The sequence below is a fragment of the Christiangramia sediminicola genome (genome assembly GCF_031344135.1).
Taxonomy (GTDB): Bacteria; Bacteroidota; Bacteroidia; order Flavobacteriales; family Flavobacteriaceae; genus Christiangramia; species Christiangramia sediminicola.
The window spans coordinates 815,575-824,940 of the sequence record NZ_JAVJIU010000001.1 but is presented as its reverse complement, the minus strand read 5'-3'; the positions used below and the strand labels follow the sequence as shown (position 1 = coordinate 824,940).

Below are 9,366 nucleotides of genomic sequence, written 5' to 3'. Positions count from 1 at the left end.
TTCCTAACCAAAACTTTTTAATAAAAATTTTTGATTTCTTTTTTAAAGCGCAAATCCCAAATTTGCTCACTCCTTAATCACCCCTCTCTATGAACATCACTTCGTTTCCAAAGCGGGTGCAAATATAAAACGAGTTTTGCTCTCCAACCAAATTAAAATTGAAAAAAATTTAATTATTTTTTTAACCCTTTTTACTCGGTATCGCCTACTCTCAGTACTTTCAGTGAACTTACGCCTTGCTCTCAAAGCGGCTGCAAATATACACCCCTTTTTTCATTACAACCAAAATAATTTTGAGGTTTTTTAGAAAGATTTTTCAAATAAATCATAAGCCTTTGCTCATCAGCATTTTCCGCATTAAAAAAAATTCAATCTACCATAACTCTATCTATACCTTAATATATAGACGCTATTTTATATTATTACCTATATACATATATGTATTGCGCAACCAAACTCAACACCTTATCTTTGTGGCTTCGAAAAAATGTATATAATGATTAAGATTACTCTGCCAGACGGAAGTATTAAAGAGTTTGAAAGCGGCACTACTCCAATGGAAGTTGCCAAAAGTATTAGTGAAGGTTTAGCCCGAAATGTTATTTCGGCTAGATTCAATGACGAAACGGTAGAAGCATCCACGGCTTTAACTACCGACGGTAATCTTATATTATACACCTGGAATGATGATGAGGGCAAGAAAGCATTCTGGCATTCTACTTCTCACGTAATGGCACAGGCTATACAGGATCTTTATCCCGGAGCAAAACTAACCATTGGTCCAGCAATTGAACGCGGATTTTATTACGACGTAGATTTTGGCGAGCATAAGATTTCAGAAAACGACTTCAAAAAAATCGAAGATCGCATGACAGAAATCGCCAGAGGAAAGCATGATTTCCAAATGAGAGAAGTTTCCAAGCAGGAAGCGCTGGATTTTTACAAGAATAAGAAAAACCAGTTCAAGGTAGAGCTTATAGAAAATCTTCAGGATGGAGATATCACTTTCTGTGACCACGATACCTTTACTGATCTTTGTCGTGGAGGCCATATTCCAAATACAGGAATCATCAAGGCTATAAAACTGATGAGCGTTGCCGGAGCTTACTGGAGAGGAGATGAAAATAACCCTCAATTAACGAGAGTTTACGGAATCTCATTTCCGAAGCAAAAAGAATTAAAGGAATATCTGGAGCTTTTAGAAGAGGCCAAAAAAAGGGATCACAGAAAACTTGGGAAGGAATTGGAACTTTTCACTTTTTCTCAAAAAGTTGGACAGGGACTACCATTATGGTTACCTAAAGGAGCTGCCTTGAGAGAAAGACTGGAAAATTTCCTGAAAAAAGCTCAGAAAAAAGCAGGATATGAAATGGTGGTAAGTCCACATATAGGTAGTAAAGAGCTATATGTAACATCTGGACACTACGCGAAATACGGAGAAGACAGCTTTCAGCCAATTACGACACCTAATGAAGGTGAAGAATTCATGCTAAAACCAATGAACTGTCCTCACCACTGTGAAATGTACAATGCTTCTTCATGGAGTTATAGAGATCTACCTAAAAGATTTGCTGAATTTGGAACCGTATATAGATATGAGCAAAGTGGAGAGCTTCATGGGTTAACCAGGGTTCGTGGATTTACTCAGGATGACGCACACATATTCTGTACTCCGGAGCAGCTGGATGAAGAATTCAAAAAAGTGATCGACCTTACCTTATATGTATTCTCATCTTTAGGATTTGAAAACTTTACAGCACAGGTATCTTTAAGAGATCCTGAGAACAAGGAGAAGTATATAGGATCTGATGATGTTTGGGATAAGGCAGAAAATGCAATTATGAATGCGGCTAAGGAAAAAGGTTTGAATTACATCGTAGAAACTGGCGAAGCAGCATTCTACGGACCAAAACTTGACTTTATGGTTAAGGATGCTTTAGGTAGAAGCTGGCAGTTAGGAACGATCCAGGTTGATTATAATTTACCTGAACGTTTTGACCTGACATATAAGGGAAGTGACAATGAGTCACATCGTCCGGTAATGATTCACAGAGCACCTTTTGGAAGCATGGAAAGATTCGTAGCCATTCTATTAGAGCATACTGGTGGAAATTTCCCATTATGGTTAATGCCAGAACAGGCTATTATTCTCTCACTCAGTGAGAAATATGAAAAATACTCACAAAAAGTTTTAACTTTGCTTGAAAATAACGAAATTCGCGCCCTTGTTGACAACAGGAATGAAACGATAGGTAAGAAGATCAGGGAAGCAGAAGTTAACAAATACCCTTATATGCTCATCGTTGGAGAGCAGGAAGCCAAAGATGGTACGATTTCTGTTCGTAAACACAGCGAAGGTGATTTAGGAACCATGAAGATCGAAGATTTCGCCAATTTGATAAATACAGAAATCGATAGTACCTTAAAGCCTTTTAAAACTGAAGTTTAATTTAAATTTTAAGCCATAGCAATACGTAGAAGAAAACCGAACAGATTCGGCCGTCAAAAAGAAGAACAACACCGAATCAACGAGAAGATTAAAGCAGACGAAGTACGCCTGGTTGGTGACAATGTAGAAATGGATGTATATCCAATTAAGAAAGCTCTTTCTATAGCTCAGGAACTAGGACTTGATCTTGTTGAGATTTCTCCAAATGCGAAACCACCGGTTGTTAAGGCCATGGACTACAAAAAGTTTCTTTACGAGCAAAAGAAACGTGAAAAGGCCATGAAAGCCAAAGCCAGTAAAGTGGTTGTAAAGGAGATTCGTTTTGGTCCCAATACAGATGACCATGATTACGAGTTCAAAAAACGTAATGCTGAAAAATTCTTAAAGGACGGTGCAAAGCTAAAGGCTTTTGTATTTTTCAAAGGACGTTCTATCGTCTTTAAAGATAAAGGAGAGATCCTTCTTTTAAGACTGGCTCAGGATCTTGAGGAATACGGTAAAGTAGAACAAATGCCGAAATTAGAAGGAAAGAGAATGACCATGTTCTTATCTCCTACTAAGAAATCGAAATAAAGAAAATAAGAGAGTTAATTATAAAAAAGGACAGCAATGCCTAAGATGAAAACAAAATCCAGTGCTAAGAAGCGTTTTAAGCTTACCGGAACTGGTAAAATCAAAAGAAAGCACGCGTTTAAGAGTCATATCTTAACTAAGAAGTCAAAGAAACGTAAGCTAGCCTTAACTCATAGTACTTTAGTACATGATGCAGATAAGGACAATGTCAAACTTCAATTACGTTTAAAGTAATTTGAAGCTCTTGAGGTTTAATTAAATTATTTAACCATGGAGTTGGGCAAAACTGAAAAAGTTTTAAAAGTGTCGAATTTCGAACGCCTGCTACAAAAAAATGTAAAATATGCCAAGATCAGTAAACTCAGTTGCCAAAAGGGCACGTAGAAAAAAAGTTTTAAAGCAAGCAAAAGGATATTTCGGACGTCGTAAAAACGTTTGGACTGTTGCTAAAAATGCGGTTGATAAAGCTATGCTATATGCATACAGAGACCGTAAAGCTAAGAAACGTAACTTCCGTTCTTTATGGATTATGCGTATTAACGCTGCAGCCAGACAAGAAGGATTATCTTATTCTCAATTTATGGGGAAACTTAAAACCAGTGATATTGGATTGAACCGTAAAGTTCTTGCCGACCTGGCGATGAATAACCCAGAGGCTTTCAAAGCAATTGTAGAAAAAGTAAAATAAACAATTACACTCTCTTATAGAAAAATCCTGCCTTACGGCGGGATTTTTTGTTTCTAACCCTCACCGAAGGCTGTAAGCACTAATATCCTTGACCCTCCCCTATCTCTATGCTCACAAAGATAGATTCCCTGCCAGGTCCCTAAATTCAATTTACCATCTGTTATAGGAATTTGTAGGGATGTCCCGGTTAATGAAGATTTGATGTGCGCAGGCATATCGTCTGAGCCTTCAGTAGTATGTTTATAATAAGATTGATTTTCCGGAACCATTTCATCAAAATGACTTCTAAAATCTTCTCTTACCGTAGGATCTGCGTTTTCATTGATGGCTAGTCCGGCCGATGTATGTTTAATAAAAATTTGTAGAAAACCGATATCGATATCTTCGATCTCTGTAAATTGATCTACGATCTCGTCAGTAATCAAATGAAAACCCCTTGAGCGGGGTCTTAGTCTTATTTCGGTTTGATAAAATTCCGTCATGTTTTTTGTTCTTTTTTCTTAGCCGCGGGGAACAGCACATTATTTAGTATAAGCCTGTATCCCGGTGAATTTGGATGTAACTCTAATTCAGTCTTTGGATCCCCCACTCTATGCTGGTAATCTTCAGGATCGTGACCGCCATAGAAAGTAAAAAATCCTTTTCCTTTAACACCGTGGATATATCTCGCCTCTCCATTCAATTTACTTTCACCCATAATTAAGACACCAGGTTTTACAGTATCTGGATCATAACTGGTTGTTTGTCCCATAAAACCTTTTACCAAACGTGTATGATTTTGAGTTAGCATGGTTGGAACAACATCCCATTTTGCAGAATAATCCATCAGGGTAAAATAATCGCTTTCCTTCTGTATCTGCCGTTTTTCAGTCATATCTATACTGGAAAACTCATAGACCATTGGACTCCGCTCAAGTTCAAAATCTGTAAAAGCGAAAGTATTATCATAATTGATCTTTGCCTGATAGCCGGGCTCACTAGGATCACCGTCGAACATAGCTTCAGCAATATCCACACCCTCAGCTGCAAGTGCAATATCAAAACTATCAGTTGCGCTACACATTGCAAACATGAATCCGCCACCGATCACGTAATCTCTAATCTTAATTGCAACGGCTAGTTTCTCTTCAGAAACTTTTGAAAAACCAAGATCCTTAGCCAATTGCTCAGCTTCCTTTTTCTCTTCTATATACCAGGGTGTAGTTCTGAATGCACGATAAAACTTTCCATACTGACCGGTAAAATCTTCATGATGAAGATGCAACCAATCGTAAAGCACTAATGCGTCTTCCAGCACTTCTCTGTCATAAATAGTTTGATAAGGGATCTCTGCATATGTAAGAGCCATCGTAACTGCATCATCCCAAGGCTTATTACCTGTTGGACTGTAAACAGCTATTTTCGGCGCCTTTTCCAATACTACAGATTCCATATTTTTTGAAGGACTGCTTATTTCTTCTAATATTGAATTAGAGAGTTCATCACTTAGAACTTCAAAATCCACTCCTCGAATCTGGCATTCCTTTCTTAATTTTTCAGAATCGGTAATTAGGAAAGAACCCCCACGAAAATTAAGAAGCCAGTTAACTGAAAGTTGATTCTCCAGAGAATAATACACAATACCATAAGCTTTGAGATGGTTTCCCTGAGATTCTGCATCCATTGGAATTAATATCTTGGAAGCAGACATTTGAAAACTTGTAAGTATAAAAAAAGAAAGCAGCAAAATGATCTTGAACATTCTGCTGCTTTTAATATTTTGAGATATAGCTGTTTCCTTAGCTGATCTTAGCTTTAAATCATTAGAACGGAACATCATTATCGTCATCATCGCTATTCATTGAGCTACCAAAAGCCTCATCGGCACTTGGATTCGGCAGATTAAAATTCCCGAAATCATTATCAGAATCTCCGCTGTTCATGCTTGATGGAATTTCTGATGGGAAATTAAAGTCTTCTAAATTATCAAATTTACCGAGTTCTCCAATGAATTTAAGCCTGATATTTTCCAATCCACCATTACGGTGTTTTGCCACGATAAATTCACCCTGGCCCTGAGTTGGAGTTCTTTCTTCATCATCCCACTCTTCAATTTTATAATATTCAGGACGATAAATGAATGATACGATATCTGCATCCTGCTCGATCGCTCCAGATTCCCTAAGGTCAGAAAGTAAAGGTCGTTTACTACCTCCACGTGTTTCAACCGCACGAGATAACTGAGAAAGTGCAATCACAGGAACATTTAATTCTTTTGCTAAAGCTTTCAGGTTACGTGAAATCGTCGAAATTTCCTGTTCCCTGTTTCCTCCTTTTTGAGATCCACCAGCAGTCATCAACTGAAGGTAATCAATAACGATCATTCTAATACCGTGCTGCGAGGCAAGTCTACGTGCTTTCGCTCGTAAATCGAAAATTGAAAGCGAAGGTGTATCATCAATGAACAAAGGAGCCTTTTCAAGGTCTTTCACCTTTACGTTCAGCTGTTCCCACTCATGTTGTTCTAATTTTCCAGTTCTCAGCTTTTCAGAAGAAAGACCGGTTTCAGAAGAGATCAAACGAGTAATTAACTGTACAGAAGACATCTCCAGAGAGAAGAAAGCTACTGGAATACCCTGATCTACGGCAATGTTACGCGCCATAGATAAAGTTAGTGCCGTTTTACCCATACCAGGACGAGCCGCCACAATAATTAAATCTGATGGCTGCCAACCGGAAGTAAGCTCATCCAGTTTATCAAAACCTGAAGGAACTCCACTAAGCCCCTCTTTATTCGAAATTTCCTGAATTTTCTTTTTCGCCTGAATAACCAAACTCTGCGCAGTCTCAGTAGAACGCTTTATGTTTCCCTGAGTAACTTCATAGAGTTTAGATTCTGCTGAATCCAGAAGATCAAAAACATCGGTTCCCTCATCAAAAGCTTCTTCAATGATTTCATTAGAGATTTTGATCAAACTTCTCTGAATATATTTCTGAAGAATGATACGTGCATGAAACTCAATATGAGCTGAACTTGAGACTTTTTGGGTTAGCTGGATCAAATAATAGTCTCCTCCTACTTTATCAAAAACCTTTTCTTTCTTTAATTGATTAGAAACGGTTAATAAGTCAATCGCTTCAGACGCATCAAACAACTTTTTAATGGCGTCATATATAAGCTTGTGACTGTTTTTATAAAAAGCTTCCGGAATTAGAATATCAATAATCTCATCTACACCCTTTTTGTCAATCATCATAGCTCCTAGCACAACTTCCTCTAAATCAACTGCCTGCGGCGGAACTTTTCCTTTTTCTAGACTTACTACATTCGATTTTTTGTAGGTAATATTTTGGGGGGAGGTGATTTTTTCCATAAAACGAAAATAATTAATTTGTTAAGACAATCTTAATAAAATCGACCTTAGTTACTTAACAGGTAATGAACAATCTACCTGTTGATAAGTAAGTTTTTCTGTTAATAAGATAAAAAAATCCGGAAACAATTCTCCGGATTTTCTAACGATGTTGTATAAATAAAGAGCTTAACCTTTAAATACTCCCATGTCTAAATACTTGTCCATTCTCTTTTCAACCAGATCTTCTGGTGATAAGTTTTTGAATTCAGAATAAGCTTTGGAAATCGAAGTTTTTACCGTATTGAAAATCTCTTCTCTATTGGCATGAGCACCACCAAGTGGTTCCTTTACGATCTCGTCTATTAACTTCTGCTTTTTCATATCTGTAGCAGTAAGCTTAAGTGCTTCTGCAGCTCTTTCCTTATACTCCCAGCTTCTCCAAAGAATAGATGAACAGGATTCAGGAGAAATAACCGAATACCAGGTATTTTCAAGCATCATTACCTTATCTCCTACTCCAATTCCTAAAGCTCCACCACTAGCTCCTTCACCTATGATCACCACGAAAATTGGCACTTTAAGCCTGGTCATTTCCAGGATATTTCGGGCAATAGCCTCTCCCTGTCCGCGCTCTTCAGCTTCAAGACCCGGATAAGCACCTGGTGTATCTACGAAACATACAACCGGTACTCCGAATTTTTCCGCAGACTTCATAAGTCTAAGTGCTTTTCTATATCCTTCAGGATTTGCCATCCCGAAATTTCTATATTGTCTTGTTTTGGTATTGTATCCTTTCTGTTGCCCAACAAACATATAACTCTGATCTTCGATCTTACCAAGACCACCGATCATCGCTTTATCATCCTTTACATTTCTATCTCCGTGCAATTCCAGAAAAGTATCTCCACAAATCGCATTGATATAATCTAAAGTATATGGCCTGTTAGGATGTCTTGAAAGTTGAACACGTTGCCAAGGAGTTAAATTCTTGTAGATCTCCTTCTTCTTTTCTATTAACTTCTTCTCGATCTGTTTACAAGTAGCTGTAACGTCAACCTCGCTTTCTTCTCCAATATTACATGCCTTAGCATACTGTTCTTCAAGCTCTTTGATAGGTTCTTCAAAATCTAAATACTCCATATTGTTTATGGTAATTATTTTTTAATAGCTTACAAATATAACAACTTTGAAAGGATAGATTTCCCCGATAAAGTTTAAATTTTCAAAGGATTTTTGCAGTTAACGTTTCGCGCGGAATAAAAGCACTACCGCAAGTACCCCAAATACGATATTAGGGAACCATACGGCTATTAGCGGCGAGAAGGTGGATTGCTCTGCCATGGTACCAAAAACCTTATCGAAGAATATAAAAATAAAGGCCAATGAAATCCCAACAGCCAAATTCACTCCCATTCCTCCTCTTCTTTTGAAAGAGGCAACGGCTACCGCGATAATTGTTAGAATAAAGGCTGAAATAGGAATACTCCAACGTTTGTAAGCCACCACAAGATATCTATTAATATTACCTGAACCACGTCGTCGTTCTTTTTCTATAAATTCGTTGAGTTCGGTATAGTTGAGAGTTTCAGCTATATAAGATTCTGGAGTAAGTTCATCGAATTCAAATGGAAGAATAGTGTCTAATTTTCTCATAAACATAATACTATCCTTTTCCTTTCCGATGATCCTTTTATCTACACGAGTTAGTTCATAAATACTGTCTTCTTCAATATATCTAAGATTGGCTGCACTAATTTTGAACTTTAATTCGTTGCCTTCAAAATGCTCTAAGGTAAAGTTTCTGGCAGATTTACTCTTTGGCTGGAAGTGACTGGCATAGATATACTCGTTATCATTAATTTGCCTGTATACATCACTGGTTTCCTGGGTTTGTTCACCTCGCTTTAGATACTGGTATTTAAATTCATTAAATCCTTTACTGGCTTGAGGGGCCAGATACATAGCCAGAATCAATGCTCCTACACAAACGATACTTGCACCAATTAAATAAGGCCTAAGAAATCTGTAAAAGGAAACACCGCTACTTAAAAAAGCAACGATCTCAGTATTCATGGCTAGTTTAGAAGTAAACCATATTACAGATAGAAAAAGAAATATTGGAAATAACAGATTGGCGAAATAGATCGTAAAATCAAGGTAATAAGTGGCAACCTCAATAAACGGAACTTCATTTTCCAGGATCTTATCGATCTTTTCCGCAAGGTTTACCGTAATTCCAATAGGTATAAAAAGAACCAACATCATCGTGAAGGTTCCCAGATATCTTTTAAGTATGTACCAATCTAGAATTTTCAAATTCC

9 protein-coding genes are annotated in these 9,366 nt (G+C 37.4%); 4 read left to right on the top strand and 5 right to left on the bottom strand.

The window, feature by feature from the left end; all coding sequences use genetic code 11:
- Positions 1–496 precede the first annotated feature (496 nt).
- The 4 genes from thrS (at position 497) to rplT (ending at position 3,710) form a co-directional block, all read left to right on the top strand.
- Positions 497–2,449 (top strand): threonine--tRNA ligase, encoded by a 1,953-nt coding sequence (gene thrS / locus RE431_RS03775; RefSeq protein ID WP_309560614.1) that lies wholly within the window; start codon positions 497–499, stop codon positions 2,447–2,449.
- A 21-nt stretch (positions 2,450–2,470) separates the two neighbouring features.
- On the top strand, positions 2,471–3,022 hold the full coding sequence (gene infC / locus RE431_RS03770; protein WP_309560636.1) for a translation initiation factor IF-3: 552 nt from the start codon (positions 2,471–2,473) through the stop codon (positions 3,020–3,022).
- 36 nt (positions 3,023–3,058) lie between these two features.
- On the top strand, positions 3,059–3,256 hold the full coding sequence (gene rpmI / locus RE431_RS03765) for a 50S ribosomal protein L35 (RefSeq protein ID WP_011708523.1): 198 nt from the start codon (positions 3,059–3,061) through the stop codon (positions 3,254–3,256).
- Positions 3,257–3,365: 109 nt separating this feature from the next.
- Positions 3,366–3,710: a 50S ribosomal protein L20 gene (rplT, locus tag RE431_RS03760; protein ID WP_300438439.1), complete on the top strand. Its 345-nt coding sequence runs from the start codon at positions 3,366–3,368 to the stop codon at positions 3,708–3,710.
- 53 nt (positions 3,711–3,763) lie between these two features.
- On the opposite strand, the gene RE431_RS03755 is transcribed toward rplT, so the two are convergent.
- The 5 genes from RE431_RS03755 to RE431_RS03735 all read right to left on the bottom strand — a co-directional run bounded on the left by RE431_RS03755 (position 3,764) and on the right by RE431_RS03735 (position 9,361).
- The gene (locus tag RE431_RS03755; protein WP_309560613.1) at positions 3,764–4,192 is read right to left on the bottom strand and encodes a secondary thiamine-phosphate synthase enzyme YjbQ; all 429 of its coding nucleotides are present in this window, start codon (positions 4,190–4,192) and stop codon (positions 3,764–3,766) included.
- Complete coding sequence (locus RE431_RS03750; protein WP_309560612.1) at positions 4,189–5,451, bottom strand: asparagine synthetase B; 1,263 nt, start codon at positions 5,449–5,451, stop codon at positions 4,189–4,191. Before RE431_RS03750 ends, RE431_RS03755 begins: the two co-directional genes overlap by 4 nt.
- Before the next feature lie 61 nt (positions 5,452–5,512).
- Positions 5,513–7,063 carry a replicative DNA helicase gene (dnaB, locus tag RE431_RS03745; protein WP_309560611.1) on the bottom strand — a complete coding sequence of 517 codons (1,551 nt, stop codon included), beginning with the start codon at positions 7,061–7,063 and terminating at the stop codon, positions 5,513–5,515.
- Between the two features lie 168 nt (positions 7,064–7,231).
- Positions 7,232–8,185, bottom strand: coding sequence for an acetyl-CoA carboxylase carboxyltransferase subunit alpha (locus RE431_RS03740; RefSeq protein WP_309560610.1), 954 nt, complete (start codon positions 8,183–8,185; stop codon positions 7,232–7,234).
- Between the two features lie 99 nt (positions 8,186–8,284).
- Entirely contained in the window at positions 8,285–9,361 is a 1,077-nt protein-coding gene (locus RE431_RS03735) for an LptF/LptG family permease (RefSeq protein ID WP_309560609.1), read from the bottom strand.
- Positions 9,362–9,366 lie beyond the last annotated feature (5 nt).